The organism is Streptomyces sp. NPDC059255, assembly GCF_042752355.1.
Classification (GTDB): domain Bacteria; phylum Actinomycetota; class Actinomycetes; order Streptomycetales; family Streptomycetaceae; genus Streptomyces.
The window spans coordinates 40,904-58,805 of sequence record NZ_JBHYZP010000025.1; the positions used below are offsets into that span (position 1 = coordinate 40,904).

Annotated in this window: 18 protein-coding genes; 8 read left to right on the forward strand and 10 right to left on the reverse strand. The window is 70.8% G+C overall.

The annotated features are described in order from the left end of the window. Positions 1 to 4: 4 nt before the first annotated feature. Positions 5 to 1,177, reverse strand: a complete 1,173-nt coding sequence (locus tag ACFXKG_RS25990) for an acyl-CoA dehydrogenase (RefSeq protein WP_384843681.1) — start codon at positions 1,175 to 1,177, stop codon at positions 5 to 7. 228 nt (positions 1,178 to 1,405) lie between these two features. Between ACFXKG_RS25990 and ACFXKG_RS25995 the strand changes: the two genes are divergently transcribed. Next, positions 1,406 to 2,770, forward strand: coding sequence for a UDP-glucose dehydrogenase family protein (locus tag ACFXKG_RS25995; RefSeq protein ID WP_384843684.1), 1,365 nt, complete (start codon positions 1,406 to 1,408; stop codon positions 2,768 to 2,770). Between the two features lie 68 nt (positions 2,771 to 2,838). Here the strand turns inward: ACFXKG_RS25995 and ACFXKG_RS26000 are convergent, their stop codons facing one another. Then, a complete protein-coding gene (locus tag ACFXKG_RS26000) occupies positions 2,839 to 3,369 on the reverse strand; it encodes a CGNR zinc finger domain-containing protein (protein ID WP_384843687.1) in 531 nt (176 codons plus the stop codon). A gap of 94 nt (positions 3,370 to 3,463) precedes the next feature. Between ACFXKG_RS26000 and ACFXKG_RS26005 the strand changes: the two genes are divergently transcribed. After that, positions 3,464 to 3,835 (forward strand): VOC family protein, encoded by a 372-nt coding sequence (locus ACFXKG_RS26005; RefSeq protein WP_384843690.1) that lies wholly within the window; start codon positions 3,464 to 3,466, stop codon positions 3,833 to 3,835. Between the two features lie 104 nt (positions 3,836 to 3,939). Here ACFXKG_RS26005 and ACFXKG_RS26010 read toward each other — a convergent pair whose 3' ends face one another. Genes ACFXKG_RS26010 through ACFXKG_RS26020 form a run of 3 tightly spaced genes read right to left on the reverse strand, consistent with a single transcriptional unit; the run spans position 3,940 to position 6,799 of the window. After that, complete coding sequence (locus tag ACFXKG_RS26010) at positions 3,940 to 5,151, reverse strand: dipeptidase (RefSeq protein WP_384843693.1); 1,212 nt, start codon at positions 5,149 to 5,151, stop codon at positions 3,940 to 3,942. Continuing rightward, positions 5,148 to 5,672, reverse strand: a complete 525-nt coding sequence (gene purE, locus ACFXKG_RS26015) for a 5-(carboxyamino)imidazole ribonucleotide mutase (protein ID WP_384843696.1) — start codon at positions 5,670 to 5,672, stop codon at positions 5,148 to 5,150. Before purE ends, ACFXKG_RS26010 begins: the two co-directional genes overlap by 4 nt. Beyond that, complete coding sequence (locus ACFXKG_RS26020; protein ID WP_384843917.1) at positions 5,669 to 6,799, reverse strand: 5-(carboxyamino)imidazole ribonucleotide synthase; 1,131 nt, start codon at positions 6,797 to 6,799, stop codon at positions 5,669 to 5,671. The genes purE and ACFXKG_RS26020 overlap by 4 nt, the downstream gene beginning before the upstream one ends. Before the next feature lie 253 nt (positions 6,800 to 7,052). On the opposite strand from ACFXKG_RS26020, the gene ACFXKG_RS26025 reads away from it, so the two are divergent. Next, on the forward strand, positions 7,053 to 7,535 hold the full coding sequence (locus ACFXKG_RS26025; RefSeq protein ID WP_384843919.1) for a GtrA family protein: 483 nt from the start codon (positions 7,053 to 7,055) through the stop codon (positions 7,533 to 7,535). 90 nt (positions 7,536 to 7,625) lie between these two features. Here the strand turns inward: ACFXKG_RS26025 and ACFXKG_RS26030 are convergent, their stop codons facing one another. Next, on the reverse strand, positions 7,626 to 8,900 hold the full coding sequence (locus tag ACFXKG_RS26030) for an ATP-binding protein (protein WP_384843699.1): 1,275 nt from the start codon (positions 8,898 to 8,900) through the stop codon (positions 7,626 to 7,628). A gap of 39 nt (positions 8,901 to 8,939) precedes the next feature. Beyond that, positions 8,940 to 9,617 carry a response regulator transcription factor gene (locus ACFXKG_RS26035; RefSeq protein WP_365808391.1) on the reverse strand — a complete coding sequence of 226 codons (678 nt, stop codon included), beginning with the start codon at positions 9,615 to 9,617 and terminating at the stop codon, positions 8,940 to 8,942. Between the two features lie 348 nt (positions 9,618 to 9,965). Here ACFXKG_RS26035 and ACFXKG_RS26040 point away from each other — a divergent pair, with 348 nt between their 5' ends. Beyond that, positions 9,966 to 11,498, forward strand: a complete 1,533-nt coding sequence (locus ACFXKG_RS26040) for a peptide MFS transporter (protein ID WP_384843702.1) — start codon at positions 9,966 to 9,968, stop codon at positions 11,496 to 11,498. A 147-nt stretch (positions 11,499 to 11,645) separates the two neighbouring features. On the opposite strand, the gene ACFXKG_RS26045 is transcribed toward ACFXKG_RS26040, so the two are convergent. Both ACFXKG_RS26045 and ACFXKG_RS26050 read right to left on the reverse strand, forming a co-directional pair. Continuing rightward, the gene (locus ACFXKG_RS26045) at positions 11,646 to 12,134 is read right to left on the reverse strand and encodes an ATP-binding protein (protein ID WP_384843704.1); all 489 of its coding nucleotides are present in this window, start codon (positions 12,132 to 12,134) and stop codon (positions 11,646 to 11,648) included. Between the two features lie 334 nt (positions 12,135 to 12,468). Further along, the gene (locus ACFXKG_RS26050; protein WP_365808385.1) at positions 12,469 to 12,837 is read right to left on the reverse strand and encodes an STAS domain-containing protein; all 369 of its coding nucleotides are present in this window, start codon (positions 12,835 to 12,837) and stop codon (positions 12,469 to 12,471) included. Between the two features lie 273 nt (positions 12,838 to 13,110). On the opposite strand from ACFXKG_RS26050, the gene ACFXKG_RS26055 reads away from it, so the two are divergent. Next, positions 13,111 to 14,091, forward strand: a complete 981-nt coding sequence (locus ACFXKG_RS26055; RefSeq protein WP_384843708.1) for an RNA polymerase sigma factor SigF — start codon at positions 13,111 to 13,113, stop codon at positions 14,089 to 14,091. Positions 14,092 to 14,199: 108 nt separating this feature from the next. Here ACFXKG_RS26055 and ACFXKG_RS26060 read toward each other — a convergent pair whose 3' ends face one another. Further along, complete coding sequence (locus ACFXKG_RS26060; RefSeq protein ID WP_384843711.1) at positions 14,200 to 15,384, reverse strand: endonuclease/exonuclease/phosphatase family protein; 1,185 nt, start codon at positions 15,382 to 15,384, stop codon at positions 14,200 to 14,202. A gap of 289 nt (positions 15,385 to 15,673) precedes the next feature. Between ACFXKG_RS26060 and ACFXKG_RS26065 the strand changes: the two genes are divergently transcribed. From ACFXKG_RS26065 to ACFXKG_RS26075, 3 genes are all read left to right on the forward strand, one after another. Then, positions 15,674 to 16,573, forward strand: coding sequence for an LLM class flavin-dependent oxidoreductase (locus tag ACFXKG_RS26065; protein WP_384843714.1), 900 nt, complete (start codon positions 15,674 to 15,676; stop codon positions 16,571 to 16,573). Between the two features lie 237 nt (positions 16,574 to 16,810). Further along, on the forward strand, positions 16,811 to 17,017 hold the full coding sequence (locus ACFXKG_RS26070) for a DUF397 domain-containing protein (protein ID WP_384843717.1): 207 nt from the start codon (positions 16,811 to 16,813) through the stop codon (positions 17,015 to 17,017). A gap of 133 nt (positions 17,018 to 17,150) precedes the next feature. Further along, on the forward strand, positions 17,151 to 17,894 hold the full coding sequence (locus ACFXKG_RS26075) for a class I SAM-dependent methyltransferase (protein WP_384843720.1): 744 nt from the start codon (positions 17,151 to 17,153) through the stop codon (positions 17,892 to 17,894). The last annotated feature ends 8 nt before the right edge of the window (positions 17,895 to 17,902 follow it).

The following is a 17,902-nucleotide window of genomic DNA, read 5'->3' on the forward strand; positions in this document are numbered from 1 at the left end:
CGCCCTACGGGAGGTTGCGGGCCATGACGATCCGCTGCACCTGATTCGTGCCCTCATAAATCTGCGTGATCTTGGCGTCGCGCATCATGCGCTCCACGGGGTAGTCGCGCGTGTAGCCGTAACCGCCGAGGAGTTGGACCGCGTCCGTCGTGATCTCCATGGCCGCGTCCGACGCGTAGCACTTGGCCGCCGCGCCGAAGAAGGTCAGGTCCTCCTTCGCGGAGCCCGCCGTGACCCGCTCCGACCTGGCCGCCGCCGCGTAGGTGAGCTGACGGGCGGCCTCCAGCTTCATGGCCATGTCGGCGAGCATGAACTGGACGCCCTGGAAGTCGCCGATCGGCTTGCCGAACTGCTTGCGCTCCTGGACATAGCCCTTGGCGTAGTCGAGCGCGCCCTGGGCGATGCCGAGGGCCTGGGCCGCGATGGTGATGCGGGTGTGGTCGAGGGTCTGCATCGCGGTGGCGAAGCCGGTGCCCTCCGCGCCGAGCAGACGGTCGGCCGGGATGCGGACGTTGTCGAGGTAGACCTCGCGCGTCGGTGAGCCCTTGATGCCGAGCTTCTTCTCCGGGGCGCCGAACGAGACGCCCTCGTCGGCCTTCTCGACGACGAACGCCGAGATGCCCTTCGTCCGCTTGTCCGGGTCGGTGACGGCCATGACCGTGTAGTAGTCGGAGACGCCCGCGTTGGTGATCCAGCGCTTCACCCCGTTGAGGACGTAGTGGTCGCCGTCCCGTACGGCCCTGGTCTTCATGCCGCCCGCGTCGGAGCCCGCGTCCGGCTCGGAGAGGCAGTACGAGAACATCGCGTCGCCCTGGGCCAGCGGGCGCAGGTACTTCTTCTTCAACTCCTCGCTCCCGGCGAGTATCACGGGCAGCGAGCCCAGCTTGTTCACGGCCGGGATGAGGGAGGAGGAGGCACAGACCCGGGCGACCTCCTCGATGACGATCACGGTGGCGAGCGCGTCGGCACCGGCGCCGCCGTACTCCTCGGGGACGTGGACGGCGTGCAGGTCCGACGCGACCAGCGCGTCCAGCGCCTCCTGCGGGAAGCGGGCCTCTTCGTCCACCGCCGCGGCGAACGGCGCGATCTTGGCCTCGGAGAGCGCGCGCACGGTGTCGCGGAGCATGTCGTGCTCTTCGGACGGGCGGTACAGGTCGAAATCAGCTGATCCGGCCACTGTCTCTCACTCCCCATGATGCTAACTACCGTTAAGTAACCCAATTTTAGTCGGCGGTGACGGCGCAGGCATAGGTGAGTTTGCCGACAGCGTCCCCCGGAGAGCCTCCGGAGGGAGGCCGGGGCGGACCGGAGAGCCCCCGGAGGAAGAGAAGTGCCCCTGCGGGGCGTCTCCGACGCGCGGCTATGCTCGGGCCCGCACCTGCCCGTCTCTCCTTGGAGCACCCACATGGCCCTCAAGATCACCGTGATCGGCACCGGCTATCTCGGCGCCACCCACGCCGCGGCCATGGCGGAGCTGGGCTTCGAGGTCCTCGGGCTCGACGTGGCGCCGGAGAAGATCGAGCTGCTCTCCACGGGCCGCGTCCCGATGTACGAACCCGGCCTCGAGGAGCTGCTGCGCAAGCATGTAGCCGGGATCGAGGGATCGACGGGGCGGCTGCGGTTCACCATGGACTGGGCGGAGGTCGCGGACTTCGGCGATGTGCACTTCGTCTGCGTGAACACCCCCCAGAAGCACGGCGAGTACGCGTGCGACATGAGTTACGTCGACGCCGCGGTCGAGAGCCTGGCCAAGCATCTGAGCCGGCCCGCGCTGGTCGTCGGCAAGTCCACCGTGCCCGTCGGCAGCGCGGATCGGCTCGCGGCCCGGATCGCCGAGGTGGCGCCGGCCGGGCGGGAGGTGACGCTGGCCTGGAACCCGGAGTTCCTGCGCGAGGGCTTCGCCGTACAGGACACACTGCACCCGGACCGGATCGTGATCGGCGTGCGGGGGGAAGGCGGTACGGGTGCTACGGAGGCCGAGCGGACGCTGCGTGAGGTGTACGCGACGCCGATCGCCGAGGGCTCGCCCCTCGTGGTGACCGACTTCCCGACCGCCGAGCTGGTGAAGACCTCCGCCAACTCCTTCCTGGCGACGAAGATCTCGTTCATCAACGCGATGGCCGAGGTCTGCGAGGCGGCCGGCGGCGATGTCGTGAAGCTGGCGGAGGCGCTGGGGTACGACGACCGCATCGGGAAGAAGTTCCTGCGCGCGGGCATCGGCTTCGGCGGCGGCTGTCTGCCCAAGGACATCCGGGCGTTCATGGCGCGGGCGGGCGAGCTGGGCGCGGACCAGGCGCTGACGTTCCTGCGCGAGGTCGACTCGATCAACATGCGGCGGCGCGGCCACATGGTGGAGCTGGCGCGGGAGGCGGTGGGCGGCGACTCGTCGTTCCTGGGCAAGCGGGTCGCCGTGCTCGGCGCGACGTTCAAGCCGGACTCCGACGACGTACGGGACTCCCCCGCGCTCAATGTCGCGGGCCAGATCCATCTCCAGGGCGGTCAGGTCACGGTCTACGACCCGAAGGGCATGGCCAACGCCAAGCGGCTCTTCCCGACGCTGGGGTACGCGGAGTCCGCGCTCGACGCGGTGCGCGGCGCGGATGTCGTGCTGCATCTGACGGAGTGGCGCGAGTTCCGCGAGCTGGACCCGGCGGTCCTGGGCGCGGCGGCGACGCGCCGGCTGATCCTGGACGGCCGCAACGCGCTGGACCCGGAGCGGTGGCGCGCGGCGGGGTGGACGTACCGCGCGATGGGGCGCCCGCGCGCCTGAGCGGGCGGGCCGCGCCGGTGGCCTTGACGGGCCGGGCCGACGTGCCCGCCCCTGCGCATCACGCGGGCTCAGTGGGGCGTCGCGCCGCCGTCCGTCAGTCTGGCCCGGTACGCGCGCATCTTGGCGCGGGCTCCGCAGACCGACATGGAGCACCAGCGGCCGCGGCCGGCCGGGCTGCGGTCGTAGAACGCCCACTGGCAGTCCTCCGCCTCGCACGCCTTGAGCCGGTGCCAGGTCCCGTCGGCGGACGCCTCCGCGATGGCCGCCGCGACGCGGGACAGCAGGGCGTCGGGCGCGGCGGCGGGGCGGAGCGCGACCCCGCCGGCGGGGTCGACGGCGACCCGGAGCGGCGCCTCGGCGAGCAGTCCGTCCAGGGCCGCGGTGGAGCGGCCCCGGGGGTGTACGCCCGCGTGCGCCAGGCAGGCGGTGCGCAGGGCCTCGCGGAGCGTGCGGGCCGCCGGGACCTCGTGCTCCGCGAGGCCGAAGGCGGCGCGGCCCTCCGCCGTGCCGAGCCGGTCGGCGCCCGTCTCGATGTCCAGGGAGTTGACCAGGGACTCGACCAGGGCGAGCCCGCCGGGGGCGGGCGGGCGGTCATTCATGGTTGCGACGTTACCTCCGATACGGGACCATGAGGTAACGGTTACCTCTTGAGGTCGCTTAGCAGTAACCATCCATCTTTGAGGAGCGAACACCATGGCCGTCGCCACGCTCGGCACCGTCGTCCTGGACTGCCCCGACCCGGTCGCGCTCGCCCGCTTCTACGCCCAGGTGCTGGGGGGTGAGGTCCAGGAGGTGCAGGAGGGCGACGACCGGTGGGTCGACCTGGCGGGCTTTCCCGGTACGCCGCTCGCCTTCCAGGCCGCGCCCGGCTTCGTACCGCCCGCGTGGCCCGCTGCGGAGGGGTCTCAGCAGTTCCATCTCGACCTGACGGTGCCCGACCTGGACGCGGCGGAGCGGGAGGTGCTGGCGCTGGGCGCCGTACCGCTCGACACGGAGGACCGGAATCGGTCCTTCCGGGTCTACGCGGACCCGGCCGGGCATCCGTTCTGCCTCTGCGCCGGCTGACGGCTGAACCGGCGAGCCAGCGAGCAGGCCGGGCCTCCGTGCGGGCCGGGGCTCGCACGGAGGCCCGGCTCGCGCTGAGGCCCGGCCCGTTCGGAGGCCCGGCCTCAGCCGTCCAGGTCCGTGATCGTCGCCTGCGACGGCGACCGCTCCGTGCGCAGCGTCCGCGAGACGTCCTCCGCCGCTCGCAGCACCCGTACCGCGTTGCCCCAGGTCACCTTGGAGACGTCCGCCGTCGACCACTTCCGGGCCAGCAGCTCCGCGATCAGGTTCGGGTAGCCCGCGACATCCTCCAGGCCCCGCGGGGTGAACGCCGTGCCGTCGAAGTCGCCGCCGATGCCGATGTGGTCGACGCCCGCGGTCTCGCGCATGTGGTCGAGGTGGTCCGCGACCGTGGCGACCGTCGCGACCGGGCGCGGGTGCGCCGCCTCGAAGTCCTCGTGGACCCGCATCGCGTCGGCGGTCGTGTCGAGCGGGTGCAGGCCGTGCGCCAGCATGTTCGCGTCGGCCTCCCTCGTCCAGGCCACCGCCGCCGGGAGGATGAACTTCGGTACGAACGTGGCCATCGCGACGCCGCCGTTGGCGGGCAGCCGCTCCAGGATGTCGTCCGGGATGTTGCGCGGGTGGTCGCAGATCGCCCGCGCCGACGAGTGCGAGAAGATCACCGGCGCCGCCGTCGTGTCGAGCGCGTCGCGCATCGTCGTGGCGGCCACGTGCGAGAGGTCGACCAGCATGCCGACGCGGTTCATCTCGTGGACCACCTCGCGGCCGAAGGCCGAGAGACCGCCCACCGACGGGGCGTCCGTGGCGGAGTCCGCCCAGCGCACGTTGTCGTTGTGCGTGAGCGTCATGTACCGGACGCCCAGCGTGTGCAGGGCGCGCAGGGTGGCGAGGGAGTTGTTGATGGAGTGGCCGCCCTCGGCGCCCATCAACGACGCGATCCTGCCCTGCCGGCGCGCGCCCTCGATGTCGTCCGCCGTCAGCGCGCGGACCAGGTGGTCGGGGTGGCGGGCGAGGAGCCGGCCGACCACGTCGATCTGCTCCAGCGTCGCGCTGACCGCGTCGTCCCCGGCCATGTCGGACCGTACGTAGACGGACCAGAACTGGCCGCCGACGCCGCCGCGCCGCAACCGGGGCAGGTCGGTCTGGAGGTGCCCCGTCAGATCCTCGGCGATGTCGAGGCGGTCCAGGTCGTACCGGACGTTCTCGCGCAGCGCCCACGGCAGGTCGTTGTGGCCGTCGACGACCGGGGCGTCGGCCAGCAGCGCGCGGGCCGCCGCCAGGTGGTCCGGCTCCACGGCCGGAACGGGCACGGTCACTTTCCGAACCCGAAGTGCTCCGAGCCCTCGACCTTGGCGCGCAGCCGCTTGCCCTTCTCCGACGCCTGGTCGTTGAGCTCCTGCTGGAACTCACGCATCCGGCCCTGGAGTTCCGGGTCGTACGCCGCGAGGATCCGGGCGGCCAGCAGGCCCGCGTTGCGCGCGCCGCCCACCGAGACCGTCGCGACCGGGACGCCCGCCGGCATCTGGACGATGGAGAGCAGCGAGTCCATGCCGTCCAGGTACTTCAGGGGTACGGGGACGCCGATCACCGGCAGCGGGGTCACCGAGGCCAGCATGCCCGGCAGATGAGCCGCGCCGCCCGCGCCCGCGATGATCGCCTTGAGGCCGCGGCCCGCCGCGTCCTCGCCGTACGAGATCATCTCGCGCGGCATGCGGTGCGCGGAGACGACGTCCACCTCGTACGGGATCTCGAACTCGTGGAGGGCCTTGGCCGCCGCTTCCATGACGGGCCAGTCCGAGTCGGAACCCATGACGATGCCAACGACAGGTGGGGTCATTCCGTGATCGTTCCTCTGAGGTAGCCGGCTGCGTGACGGGCGCGCTCCAGCACGTCGTCCAGATCGTCGCCGTAGGTGTTGACATGCCCCACCTTGCGGCCGGGCTTCACGTCCTTGCCATACATGTGGATCTTGAGCTGGGGGTCCCTGGCCATGCAGTGCAGATACGCCGCATACATGTCGGGGTAGTCGCCCCCCAGGACGTTGCACATCACCGTCCAGGGCGCGCGCGGGCGCGGGTCGCCCAGCGGCAGGTCCAGAACGGCGCGCAGGTGGTTGGCGAACTGCGAGGTGATCGCGCCGTCCTGCGTCCAGTGCCCGGAGTTGTGGGGGCGCATCGCCAGCTCGTTGACGAGGATGCCGGGCGTGCCGTCCTCGGACCTGACCTCGAAGAGCTCGACGGCGAGATGGCCGACCACGCCGAGCTCGGCGGCTATGCGCAGGGCGAGGCGCTGGGCCTCGCCCGACAGCTCCTCCGAGAGGCCGGGCGCGGGCGCGACGACCGTGTCGCAGACGCCGTCGACCTGCCGGGACTCGACCACGGGGTAGGCCACGGCCTGGCCGTGCGGCGAGCGGACGACATTGGCCGCCAGCTCCCGTACGAAGTCGACCTTCTCCTCGGCGAGGACCGGGACCCCGGCACGGAAGGGCTCCTCGGCGTCCGCCTCGGACCGGACGAGCCAGACGCCCTTGCCGTCGTACCCGCCGCGCACCGTCTTCAGGATGACGGGGAAGCCGCCCGCCTCGGCGGCGAAGGCCACGGCGTCGGCCGGGTCGGCCACGATCCGGTGGCGCGGGCAGGGCGCGCCCAGCTCCGTGAGCCGCGCGCGCATGACGCCCTTGTCGTGGGCGTGCAGCAGCGCCTCCGGGCCTGGTCTGACGGGGATGCCGTCGGCCTCCAGGGCGCGCAGGTGCTCGACGGGGACATGTTCGTGATCGAACGTGATCACGTCACAGCCGCGCGCGAAGTCACGCAGCGTGTCCAGGTCGCGATAGTCGCCCACGACGACTTCGCTCACCACCTGGGCCGCCGAGTCCTGAGGGGTGTCACTGAGGAGCTTGAATCTGAGGCCGAGGGGGATGCCCGCCTCGTGGGTCATACGGGCGAGCTGACCGCCGCCGACCATGCCGACTACCGGGAACGTCACGCACCTAGCGTAGCCGCCGCCCGCCCCGGCCCGCCCACTTGTCCACAGGCACCCGCCGCCGGGCGCCGCCGGGCTGTGGACGGAGGGGCGGGCTCCGGGGGCGCTGGTTAGCATGGTCCGACCGGCGGTGCCGATCACGGGCACCGCACGCCAATACCGCATGCCGACACCAAAACCGCACGCCGACACCGAAACCGACACCGATACCGACCGGACGGGGCTGAACGGGCAGATGAGCGAAGAGGGCGCACTCCGCGTGCGACTGGGCCGGCTCGTGCGCGAGGTGGCCAGGTTCGGGGCGGTGGGCGGCGTGGGCCTGCTGGTCAACCTGCTGGTCTTCAACCTCGTACGGCAGACCACGGAGCTGCCCGTGGTCCGGGCCAGCATCCTCGCCACGGTCGTCGCGATCGCGTGCAACTACGTGGGGTTCCGCTACTTCACCTACCGGGACCGCGACAAGAGCCGCCGCACCCGCGAGCTGACGCTCTTCCTGCTGTTCAGCGTGGTCGGGCTGGTGATCGAGAACGGGGTGCTGTACGCGGCGACGTACGGCTTCGGCTGGGACACCCCGCTCCAGAGCAACGTGTTCAAGTTCCTCGGCATCGGGATAGCCACGCTGTTCCGCTTCTGGTCGTACCGCACCTGGGTCTTCAGGGCCCTGCCCGCCTCCGGCGACGCGGAGCAGCCGGAGTCAGAGCCGGCCGGTCTTCGCTGACCTGGGGGCTTTCGTGCGTCCGGAGGCCGGCGGATACCGGCCGGCCGTGACTCCGGAACGCCCCGTCGGACCACCGCGCCGTTGGCCGCGTCAGCGGACCGGGCGGTCCGGGTCCTTCGTCGCCTTGAGGGTGCGGGCCTCCCGGCTGAGGAAGAGCGCGAAGACCGGCGGCTGCTGCTGGAGCAGCTCCAGCCGTCCGCCGTCCGCCTCCGCGAGGTCACGGGCGACGGCGAGGCCGATCCCGGTGGAGTTCCGGCCGCTGATGGTCCGCTCGAAGATCCGCGCCCCGAGGTCCGCCGGTACGCCGGGCCCCTCGTCCGTCACCTCGATCACCGCCTGGTTGCCGGTGACGCGGGTGCGCAGCGCGACCGTACCGCCGCCGTGCATCAGCGAGTTCTCGATCAGCGCCGCGAGCACCTGGGCGACCGCGCCCGGCGTGGCGACCGCCCGCATGCCGTGGCGCCCCGAGCAGACGATGGCGCGCCCCGCGCTGCGGTAGGCGGGCCGCCACTCCTCGATCTGCTGCTTGACGACCTCGTCGAGGTCGAAGGCGACGGCCGAGCCGGTCCGGGGGTCGCGCGCGTTGGTGAGGAGCCGTTCCACCACGTCGGTGAGCCGCTCGACCTGCGTCAGCGCGATCATGGCCTCCTCCTTGACCGTGTCCAGATCGTCGGTGGCCGAGATCTCCTCCAGCCGCATGGACAGGGCGGTCAGGGGCGTACGGAGCTGGTGCGACGCGTCCGCGGCGAGCCGGCGCTCGGCGGTGAGCATCCGCGCGATCCGCTCGGCGCTGGAGTCCAGGACATCGGCGACCCGGTCCAGCTCGGGCACCGCGTACCGCTTGTGGCGGGGGCGCGGGTCGCCCGAGCCGAGGCGCTCCGCCGTCTCCGCGAGATCGGTGAGCGGTGAGGCCAGCCGGTTCGCCTGGCGCACGGCGAGCAGCACGGCGGCGACGACGGCGAGCAGCGCCACCGCGCCGATGATCAGCAGCGTACGGCCGACCTCGCGGGTGACGGAGGAGCGCGCCTCCTCGACGATGACGGTCTCGCCCTCCTCGCCCTCCGCCTTCGCGCGGATGACACTGCCGGTGGGGCGCGTACCGATCTCGACGTCCGCGCGGCCGGGGATCTCGATCCGCGCGTACCGCGTCTGGTCGATCTGCTCGGAGAGGATCCTGGCCGTGATGCGGTCGCCGCCGATCAGCCGGCTGTCGACGATGCTGACCAGCCGCAGCGCCTCGGAGTCCACGCTCTCCTGGGCGCTGTTGCTGATCGTGCGGGTCTCGACGATGACGAGCGACACCCCGAAGACGGCGATGACGACGAGCACCACGGCGAGCGTGGAGTTGATCAGACGACGGCGCACGGTGCCCTCCGGGCATCAGCTCTTCAGTACTTCAGCACTTCAGCTCTTCTCGAAGCGGAAGCCGACGCCCCGTACCGTCGCGATGTACCGCGGGTTCGCCGCGTCGTCGCCGAGCTTCTTGCGCAGCCAGGAGATGTGCATGTCGAGCGTCTTGGTGGACGACCACCAGGTGGTGTCCCAGACCTCGCGCATCAACTGGTCGCGGGTGACGACCCGGCCCGCGTCCCGGACCAGGACGCGCAGCAGGTCGAACTCCTTGGCCGTGAGCTGCAGTTCCTCGTCGCCCATCCAGGCCCGGTGCGACTCGACGTCGATCCGCACGCCATGGGTGGCCGGGGCCGGCACGGGGTCCGCGGCACCGCGCCGCAGCAGCGCCCGTACCCGCGCCAGCAGCTCCGCCAGCCGGAACGGCTTGGTCACGTAGTCGTCGGCGCCGGCGTCCAGACCGACGACGGTGTCCACCTCGTCGGCGCGGGCGGTCAGCACCAGGATCGGGACGGTATGGCCTTCGGCGCGCAGTCTGCGGGCGACTTCGAGGCCGTCCATGCCGGGCAGCCCCAGGTCGAGGACGACGAGGTCGACGCCGCCCTGGAGTCCGGCGTCCAGCGCGGTCGGACCGTCCTCACGGACCTCGACCTCGTATCCCTCCCGGCGCAGGGCGCGGGCCAGCGGCTCCGAGATGGAAGCGTCGTCCTCGGCGAGCAGTACACGGGTCATGGGGTGATGGTAGACCGCGAAGGGTGCCGGTCGGGAAGTGCTCGGCGACCGTCACGGGGGCGCGGCGGGGCGCCCGGTGGGGCGTCCGGCGGGCCGTGGACGAGCCGCGGAGGGGATACGGACGGGGTTCGGTGTGGCGCCTGTGGCTCAGTGGTTCGATCGGATGATCAGCCTTCGAATATAAGCGTTTGGTTCCACGAAAACCTGTGATCCATCTCTCAGACCCTTCCATATGGTGCTCTGTCGTGCCGTATGGTGGCGAGACGCCTGTAGTACCACCCGGGGACCTTTGGCCTGCTGAGCGCCGAAGGTCCTTTTTCTGTGCAGACCCCCCACGAAGGATCGACCATGGCGTCCAGCCTGATGAAGGAATCGCCCGATTCGCCCGGCGCACCCGCCGGACCGGAGAAGACCTTCTTCGGCCACCCCCGCGGACTGGCCACCCTCTTCATGACCGAGATGTGGGAGCGTTTCAGCTTCTACGGCATGAGGGCACTGCTCACGATCTATCTGCTCTCCGGCGGACCCGATGCCTCGAAGGGGCTTCAGGGCGGCGGCCTCGGGATGGACCTGGCCACGACCACGGCCGTCTACTCCATCTACCTGTCGATGGTCTATCTGCTGGCGCTGCCCGGCGGCTGGCTGGGGGACCGGGTCTGGGGCCCGCGCAAGACGGTCACGATCGCGGCCTGCACGATCATGCTGGGCCACCTCACCCTCGCCCTGCCGGGCTCGGGGACGTTCTTCGCCGGTCTGGCGCTGGTGGCGCTCGGCTCGGGCCTGCTGAAGGCCAACATCTCCACGATGGTCGGCCATCTCTACGACGGCCCGAACGACCCGCGGCGCGACGGCGGGTTCACCGTCTTCTACATGGGCATCAACATCGGCGCCTTCTTCGCCCCGCTGATCATCGGCACCGTGGGCGAGAAGTACAGCTGGCACCTCGGCTTCGCGCTCGCCGCGGTCGGCATGGGCATCGGCCTGGTCGCCTTCCTGCTCGGTACGAAGCACCTCAGCCCGGAGAGCAGCCGGATCCCCACCCCGCTCTCCCGCGAGGAGCGCGCCGCCTGGCTGCGCAAGGGCCTGACCTGGCTGCTGATCGCGGCCGTCTTCTACGGGGCCGTCGTCCTCAGCGGCCACTTCACGCTCAACTGGGCGATGGTCCCGCTGACCCTGGCAGGCCTGGCCATCCCGGCCGCCGTGCTGATCAGGATCAAGCGCGACAAGGACCTGTCGGCGACCGAGCAGACCAAGATGTCCGGGTACATCTGGTTCTTCGTGGCCGCCGCCGTCTTCTGGATGATCTACGACCAGGGCGGCTCGACGGTCCAGGCGTTCGGCACGACGAAGGCCGCCGACTCGCTCTTCGGGCTGTCCTTCCCGACGTCCTGGTACCAGTCGCTGAACCCCGTCTTCATCATGGCGCTGGCGCCGGTCATCGCCTGGTTCTGGCTGTGGCTCAACCGCAGGGGCCAGGAGCCCAGCACGGTCGTGAAGTTCGCCGCCGGGCTGTTCTTCATCGGCGTCTCGTTCTTCTTCTTCCTGATCCCACTCTTCATGGCGGACGGGGGGACGCTGGTCAGCCCGATGTGGCTGGTGGGCATCTATCTGATCCAGACCGTCGGTGAGCTGTGCGTGTCGCCGGTGGGCCTGTCGGTGACGACGAAGATGGCCCCGGCGAAGTACGCGAGCCAGATGATGGGCGTCTGGTTCCTGGCGGTGACGGCGGGCGACTCGGTGACCGGGCTGCTCTCCATCGGCGGCGTCGATCTGAGCCGTACGGGCGTGGTGGCCCTGGAGGCACTGCTCGCCACGGCGGCGGGGATCGCGGTCTTCATGTACCGGCGGAAGGTCAGGGCGCTGATGGGCGACATCCACTGAACCGCTGAGTCACCGGGCCACTGAGCCCGGGGCCGTGAGCCGGTTACGTACGGGCATACGGGACGCGTCGGCACGGGCGTACGGGAAGGGGCGCCGCACCGGTCATCCGGTCGCGGCGCCCCTTCGCGTACGTACGACCTACGCGCGTCACGCCGGAGCGGACAGCTCGGCCCAGACGGTCTTGCCCACCGCGCCGGGCGTCCTGACGACGCCCCAGTCGAGGCAGAGCCGCTGCACGATAAACATGCCGTGTCCCCCGGGGCGCCCCGCGCGATGCGGGGTACGCGGGGCCGGCTGGCCCGTGCCGAGGTCGCTGACCTCCAGCCGCAGCACCTTCGCGGTGTACGCGACGCGCAGCCCCTCGGGGCCGCCGGCGTGCAGACAGGCGTTGGTGACCAGTTCGGAGACGACCAGGAGGACGTCCTCCGCGGCGGCGCGGCGGTCGGCGGTCGCGGCCGGGAGCCAGCCCCAGTCGTGGAGCGCCTGGCGGGTGAAGTCACGCGCGAGCGGGACAACACCGCTGGCGCCGGCCAGTACGAGCGTTCGCACCCGCGCGTCGGACGCCATGGGGGGATGCCCCGACCGGTCCGACTCGGGGCCGAGGTCGCCCGGCGGCGGCTGCCGGGTGGTGCTCATCAGCGCTTCACCTCACCGATTCACCAATGCGTGAGTTCAACAATGCGACTTCAATACAACTTCAGTACAACTTCAATGCGGCTTCATCAATGGTGCGAGCCAGGATCCCGCAGGGCCTGCCCGGGGTCTTCTGCCCCTCCGAATCGTGACAACACCCACTTCATCGATCGGGCATCGTGACACAGGCGACACAGAGGCCTCCGCTGGCACGACAAGGCGGAAAAGAGGCCATGAAAGGGGTCGGATCCGGTGGGCGGCAGGGAGCGGCGCCAGGATCATCGCCAAGATCGGGACCGGGGCAGAGGCCGGGGTGCCGGCCGCGACCGGCCCCCGCTCAGCCGGCCAGGGCGTCCGCGAGCGAGTCATGGACGGTGAACACGGCGTCCGCCCCGGTGATCTCGAAGACCCTCGCGACGACGGGCAGCATCCCGGCCAGATGGACCCCTCCCCCGGCGGCCTCCGCCTTCAGACGGGCGCCGAGGAGCACGTTGAGGCCGGTGGAATCGCAGAATTCGAGCTGTGAACAATCGATCACCAGGCGCACCCGGCCCCGCTCAAGGGCGTCCTCCAGAGGCTCGCGCAACAGCTCGGCCGTGTGGTGATCCAGCTCACCGACCGCCGTCACTACCTCACTCGGGCCCTCGGCCCGAACTCCGACCTGAAGCCGGCCCCGGTTCGTGCTGCCGACCGTCTGGCGGTCCATGCCCGTCCCTCTTCGCCGATGGTGTCGATCATGCCGACAGTGGTCCGTCCCGGCGTCATCACCAGCGGATGACGCCCGTCGAACATTACGCCTTTCACACGTCGGACGGTACCCAAAGTCCCCCACAATATGGACATATGCCGCAATTAACACTTGCAACGGTCCACACCTACCGGGTAGGGCTAGTAGGGACACGTCCGCCCGCGACCGGCTTCGGAGGCGCCGCAAACCGAGCAACACATATCGGCTTCGGCAGCCATATGCCGAGAACGTATGGAGGAGACCATGTCACCCCGGCTCGACGAACCGCGTACCCAGAACGCGCCGTCGGCAACTCCGCCCGCAGCTGTTGAGACCCACGTCACTCTGTCCGGCGCTCCGTCCGACGCGCTGTCCGACGCTCCGTCCGACGCCGCGCGGCAGCCCGAGGGCCCCGACGGGCTCACCGACCTGGCGGACCTGCCTGCGATTCCGCCCTTCGACGAGGTGGGCGCGGTGGACGCCCGGGCCCTGTCGAAGACCCTCTTCGCCCGCCTGGACGCGCTGGAGGAGGGCACCCACGAGCACGCGTACGTCCGCAACACCCTGGTCGAGCTGAACCTCGCCCTGGTGAAGTTCGCGGCCTCCCGGTTCCGCTCCCGCAGCGAGCCGATGGAGGACATCGTCCAGGTCGGCACGATCGGCCTGATCAAGGCCATCGACCGCTTCGAACTGAGCCGGGGCGTCGAGTTCCCCACCTTCGCGATGCCGACGATCATCGGCGAGATCAAGCGTTTCTTCCGCGACACGTCCTGGTCGGTACGCGTACCGCGCAGGCTCCAGGAACTGCGCCTCGACCTCGCCAAGGCGGGCGACGAACTGGCGCAGCGCCTCGACCGCGCGCCCACCGTCGGGGAACTGGCGGAGCACCTCGGCCTCACCAGGGAGGAGGTCGTCGAGGGCATGACCGCGAGCAACGCGTACACCGCGAGCTCGCTGGACGCACAGCCCGAGGACGACGACACCGAGGGCGCGCTGGCCGACCGGATCGGGTACGAGGACCACGGGCTCGAAGGCATCGAGTACGTCGAGTCGCTGAAGCCGCTGATCGCGACGCTGCCGTCGCGCGACCGTACGATCCTCTCCCTGCGCTTCGTCGCGAACATGACGCAGTCGGAGATCGGGGAGGAGCTGGGCATCTCGCAGATGCATGTGTCGCGGCTGCTCACCCGCACCCTGGTCAAGCTCAGAAAGGGCCTGACGCTGGAGGAGTGAGCGGGCCGGAGTTGCGTTCCTCTCCTCGCCGCCGTTGTCCGCCCCGTGCGCCCGTCCCCTGAACGTGGGGACGGGCGCACTCGGCTGTCGACGGAACTGTTCAACTGATCAGACGAGCTGCCGCTGCCGGCAGTCCTTCTCCACACCGCTCTGGTAGAGGCACACCTTGACGACGGGTGAGGTCACGGCCCCGGCCGCCGTACCGAAGGCGGTGCAGCGGTCCGCGTACGCGCCGTCCGCCCCGGTCAGGACCTGCGCACCGCCCGACGTCCCGTACACGTAGGCGCGTACGCCCCAGCCGTCCGCCCTGTTGTCGCAGACGCGCAGGGTGGCGCTGCCGTCGCCCGCCACGGCGAGCTGGGCCCATCCCGCGCCGGAGTCGGCGCCGGCGAGCACGGTCCCGGTCCTGGTGACGGGCGCGGCGCGGACGGTCAGGTCGGTGACGACGGGCAGGTGGTCGGAGGCCGTGGTCGCGACGGTGCGGGCCCCGCCGACGTCGAACGCGGGCGTCGCGTAGACATAGTCGATACGGGAGTCGTCGAGCCCGTCACCGGGGTGGGTGACGGCGCCGCTGCCCGTATTGGCGTTCACCCGGGTCCATGAGTCGATCCAGCCGGCGGCGGCGAACCAGGGCCTGATCGGGTCGTCGGGGCGCACGTTGAGATCGCCGGTGAGCAGCATCGGGGTCGTCATCAGGGAGCCGGACACCTTGTCGATGACGGCGCGCGCCTGCCGGTTGCGGCGCTCGGTGGCCTCGGTGCCGACTCCGGCCGAGAGGTGGGTGGTGTAGACGCGTACGTCGGTCCCGTCGACGTCGAGGCGGACACCGCCGAGGCTGCGCAGGACGGCGGTGGTGCCGCTGGGGTACTGCGGGAGCTGGTAGGTCAGCCTCTCCTTGATCGGGTACTTGCTGAGGATGAGGTTGCCCGCGACGCCGCCCAGGGCGTTGGTGTCGCTCTTCGCGAAGTGCGCGGCGTACTGGGGGAAGGCGTCGAGCAGCACCTGCCACTGGTTGGCCCCGCCGACGGCCCGGTTGTCGTGCAGCTCCTGGAGGGTGACGACATCGGGGTCCTGCTCCCCGATCCCGCGCACGATGCGGCTGAAGTCGGTGACACCGTCGGCGCCTTGGCCGCCCTGGACGTTCCAGTCCATGACCTTGAGGGAGGCGGCGTCGAGCACGGCGGGAGCGGACTCCGGGGACTGCTGGGCGCTCGCGGTGGCCGTACCGCCCGGGGCGGCGAGGAGGGCGAGGGCGGCCGTCAGGGTGGACAGTACGGTGCGGGCGGTTCGCATCGACTGGATACGTCTGACGCTGTGTCGAACTCTCAACAGGTTCCCCGTTCGCTGCTGTTCGTGGCTGGTCTTCTCCCGGATTCAATCCGGCGTGGCAGCCGCGCACAACAGCCGGGCCGGCTGTGCCTGGTACGGCTGTTCGCATGGGTGGGGAGGGAAAGCCGACGCCTCCGCCACCCGGCCCTCGCCGGAACTGCGGGAGTTCAGCGCGGAACTGACCCGTATCGCGGCTCGATGATCGCGGCTCGACGGCTCCCCGGACCGCAGGCGGTCACAGTAGGGTCATCGGATGACCAGTGACTTCGCTTCCTCCCGCCGTATCGGCGTGATGTTCGACAGAGACGGGCGCCCGGAAGAGCTGGCGGCGTACGCCCGCGCGGTCGAAGAGCTCGGCGCGGACGACCTGTGGGTCGTGGAGGACCTGGCCTGGGCGGGCTCGGTCTCCTCGGCGACGCTCGCGCTGGCCGCCACCGACCGGCTGCGGGTCGGCATCGGCATCATGCCGGCGCCGCTGCGCAACCCGGCGCTCCTCGCCATGGAACTCGCCACGCTGGCACGGGTGTTCCCGGGCCGGATCATCGCGGGCATCGGACACGGCGCCCCCGACTGGATGGCGCAGGTCGGCGCCGCCTCCCCCACCAAGCTCGCGCTGCTGGAGGAGACGATCACGGCGGTACGGAGCCTGCTCGCCGGTGAGACCACGACCGTGGACGGCCGCACGGTCCACATCGACGGCGTACGCCTGGTCCACCCGCCGGAGGTGGCACCGCCGCTGGTGGCCGGTGTCGTACGCCCGCGCTCGCTGGAACTGTCCGGCCGCGTGGCCGACGGTACGGTCATGGCCGAGGGGCAGGGCCCGGACGTGCTCAAGGCCGCGCTCGAAACCATCGGGAAGGGCCGCGCCGCCGCGACCCCGCCCCGCCCGCACGAACTCATCGCCTTCACCCACCTGTACGTGGACGACCGGCCCGACCGCGTCGCCACGGCCACCGCGCCGGTGGTCGAGGAGTACACCGGGTGGCTGGGCATCCCGCCCGAGGAGGTCTTCCTCGCGGCGGGCGACGCGGCGACAACCGCCCGCCGCATCGAGAGCCTCTGGGACGCGGGCGCCGACACGGTGGTCCTGCGCCCGGTCGGGGACGCCCCGTTGGACCAGGTCAGCGCGACGCTGGGCCACCTCACGCGCTGAGCCCTGCGCCCCTTCGTCGCACGGGCCGTGGCCTGCCGCCCGGGGGAAACCCCGGGCGGTGCGCTTCGGCCCGGCGGGCGGCCGGGGTCACCGGGGGCGGCCGTAACAGGCCACCAGGTCCGCGTACATGAGCCGGGTACCGCGCCCGTACGGGCCGTACGGCTCGGCCGGACACGCCGCCTTCATCAGACCGACACTGAAGGACATCCCTGCGGACAAGGACGCGAAGGAAGCAGAATGAAGAATCGGCACATAGTCACGGCGTTCAAGAAGGCCAGCCGTTCAGCAGGCGGAGCCCAGGACTGCGTGGAAGTCGCCCACACTGCAGACGGTGGCCGCGCCGTACGGGACAGCAAGGACCCTGACCGTGGCGTCCAGTACCTCACCCCCGGTGAGTGGGCCGCCTTCCTGGACGGGGTGAAGGCGGGCCGCGTCGACGTCTGAACCGCGCCGAGGTCTGACACTCACACTCACCGGTCACGCCGAGGCGAGGAACGGTTCCAGCAGGCCGAGCAGCCTCGTGGGACGGTTGGAAAATCGTTGGACAGGGTGGGGGTGGGCGGGGAGCGTGGGCCGCATGGAGCAGGAAGAGATCTGGGACACAGAGACCGCCCAGCGCTATGACACGCCCGGCGTCGGTATGTTCGCGCCCGAGGTCGTGACGCCCACCGTGGACCGGCTCGCCGCGCTCGCGGACGGCGGGGCCGCGCTTGAGTTCGCCGTCGGGACCGGTCGGGTGGCCGTGCCGCTGGCCGAGCGGGGGGTGCCCGTCACCGGCATCGAGCTGTCCCTCCCGATGGTCGGGCAGCTGCGTACCAAGGCCGACGAGGCGACGGTCCCCGTGGTCGTCGGTGACATGGCGACCACCGCCGCCCCCGGGGAGTACACCCTCGTCTATCTCGTCTTCAACACCATCTCCAACCTGCTCACCCAGGCCGAACAGGTCGAGTGCTTCCGCAACGCCGCCCGCCATCTCGGACCCGGCGGCCGGTTCGTGGTCGAGCTCTGGGTCCCTGAGCTGCGCAAGCTGCCGCCGGGGCAGGCGGCCACCGTCTGGCACTCCGAGACCGGGTACATCGGTCTGGACACGTACGACGTGCTGCGTCAGCACGTCGTGTCGCACCACTTCCACTTCGGCGACAGCAGAGAAGCGCAGCTCTTCCGCAGCCCGCACCGCTACATCTGGCCGGCCGAACTCGATCTGATGGCGCAGCTCGCCGGATTCGAGCTGGAGAGCAGGCACGCGGACTGGGCGGGGGCCGAATTCACCGCCGATTCGCGCGACCACGTCTCCGTCTACCGCATCCCACCGAAACCGTAGTCAACGAG

Excerpts from the sequence above, each read along its gene's own strand:
- ACFXKG_RS26020 (WP_384843917.1), bottom strand. The coding sequence starts at position 6,799 with ATGGTCGGCGGCGGTCAGCTCGCCCGTATGACCCACGAGGCGGGCATC.
- ACFXKG_RS26070 (WP_384843717.1), top strand. The coding sequence starts at position 16,811 with ATGAAGAATCGGCACATAGTCACGGCGTTCAAGAAGGCCAGCCGTTCA.
- ACFXKG_RS25995 (WP_384843684.1), top strand. The coding sequence starts at position 1,406 with ATGGCCCTCAAGATCACCGTGATCGGCACCGGCTATCTCGGCGCCACC.
- ACFXKG_RS26025 (WP_384843919.1), top strand. The coding sequence starts at position 7,053 with ATGAGCGAAGAGGGCGCACTCCGCGTGCGACTGGGCCGGCTCGTGCGC.
- ACFXKG_RS26040 (WP_384843702.1), top strand. The coding sequence starts at position 9,966 with ATGGCGTCCAGCCTGATGAAGGAATCGCCCGATTCGCCCGGCGCACCC.
- ACFXKG_RS26045 (WP_384843704.1), bottom strand. The coding sequence starts at position 12,134 with ATGAGCACCACCCGGCAGCCGCCGCCGGGCGACCTCGGCCCCGAGTCG.
- ACFXKG_RS26075 (WP_384843720.1), top strand. The coding sequence starts at position 17,151 with ATGGAGCAGGAAGAGATCTGGGACACAGAGACCGCCCAGCGCTATGAC.
- purE (WP_384843696.1), bottom strand. The coding sequence starts at position 5,672 with ATGACCCCACCTGTCGTTGGCATCGTCATGGGTTCCGACTCGGACTGG.
- ACFXKG_RS26055 (WP_384843708.1), top strand. The coding sequence starts at position 13,111 with ATGGAGGAGACCATGTCACCCCGGCTCGACGAACCGCGTACCCAGAAC.
- ACFXKG_RS26000 (WP_384843687.1), bottom strand. The coding sequence starts at position 3,369 with ATGAATGACCGCCCGCCCGCCCCCGGCGGGCTCGCCCTGGTCGAGTCC.
- ACFXKG_RS26035 (WP_365808391.1), bottom strand. The coding sequence starts at position 9,617 with ATGACCCGTGTACTGCTCGCCGAGGACGACGCTTCCATCTCGGAGCCG.
- ACFXKG_RS26060 (WP_384843711.1), bottom strand. The coding sequence starts at position 15,384 with ATGCGAACCGCCCGCACCGTACTGTCCACCCTGACGGCCGCCCTCGCC.
- ACFXKG_RS26005 (WP_384843690.1), top strand. The coding sequence starts at position 3,464 with ATGGCCGTCGCCACGCTCGGCACCGTCGTCCTGGACTGCCCCGACCCG.
- ACFXKG_RS26050 (WP_365808385.1), bottom strand. The coding sequence starts at position 12,837 with ATGGACCGCCAGACGGTCGGCAGCACGAACCGGGGCCGGCTTCAGGTC.
- ACFXKG_RS26065 (WP_384843714.1), top strand. The coding sequence starts at position 15,674 with ATGACCAGTGACTTCGCTTCCTCCCGCCGTATCGGCGTGATGTTCGAC.